Origin of the sequence: Dellaglioa algida, from assembly GCF_030127605.1 — a bacterium.
Lineage (GTDB): Bacteria > Bacillota > Bacilli > Lactobacillales > Lactobacillaceae > Dellaglioa > Dellaglioa algida.
The window spans coordinates 1-632 of sequence record NZ_JANXLE010000015.1 but is presented as its reverse complement, the minus strand read 5'-3'; the positions used below and the strand labels follow the sequence as shown (position 1 = coordinate 632).

The 632-nt window shown below is 49.8% G+C and carries 7 tRNA genes; all 7 read left to right on the top strand.

The window, feature by feature from the left end:
• Nucleotides 1–73, top strand: a tRNA-Val gene (locus N0K73_RS08215).
• A gap of 3 nt (nt 74–76) precedes the next feature.
• Nucleotides 77–149: transfer RNA gene (locus tag N0K73_RS08210), tRNA-Lys, on the top strand.
• A gap of 18 nt (nt 150–167) precedes the next feature.
• Nucleotides 168–249: transfer RNA gene (locus N0K73_RS08205), tRNA-Leu, on the top strand.
• A 14-nt stretch (nt 250–263) separates the two neighbouring features.
• A tRNA-Thr gene (locus N0K73_RS08200) sits at nt 264–339 on the top strand.
• A 15-nt stretch (nt 340–354) separates the two neighbouring features.
• Nucleotides 355–426, top strand: a tRNA-Gly gene (locus N0K73_RS08195).
• Between the two features lie 11 nt (nt 427–437).
• A tRNA-Leu gene (locus N0K73_RS08190) sits at nt 438–526 on the top strand.
• A 28-nt stretch (nt 527–554) separates the two neighbouring features.
• Nucleotides 555–628: transfer RNA gene (locus tag N0K73_RS08185), tRNA-Arg, on the top strand.
• The last annotated feature ends 4 nt before the right edge of the window (nt 629–632 follow it).

Genomic DNA, 632 nt, shown 5'->3' with positions numbered 1-632 from the left:
GGAGGTTTAGCTCAGTTGGGAGAGCGTCTGCCTTACAAGCAGAGGGTCACAGGTTCAAGCCCTGTAACCTCCATTTGAGCCGTTAGCTCAGTTGGTAGAGCATCTGACTTTTAATCAGAGGGTCGACAGTTCGAGCCTGTCACGGCTCATTTTCAATTCCACATCCTGCGGGTGTGGCGGAATTGGCAGACGCACTAGATTTAGGATCTAGCGTCGTAAGACGTGGGGGTTCAAGTCCCTTCACCCGCATCATTTTCAGTTATGCCGACTTAGCTCAGTTGGTAGAGCACCTGATTTGTAATCAGGGGGTCGGGCGTTCGAATCGTCTAGTCGGCACCATTTTTTAATTTTTTTGCGGAAGTAGCTCAGTGGTAGAGCATCACCTTGCCAAGGTGGGGGTCGCGGGTTCGAATCCCGTCTTCCGCTTTTCAATAAATGCCGGGGTGGCGGAACTGGCAGACGCACAGGACTTAAAATCCTGCGGTGAGTGATCACCGTACCGGTTCGATTCCGGTCCTCGGCACCATTTATTGTTTTAATTTTATATTTTTAATGCACCCATAGCGCAACTGGATAGAGTGTCTGACTACGAATCAGAAGGTTGTAGGTTCGACTCCTACTGGGTGCATTTT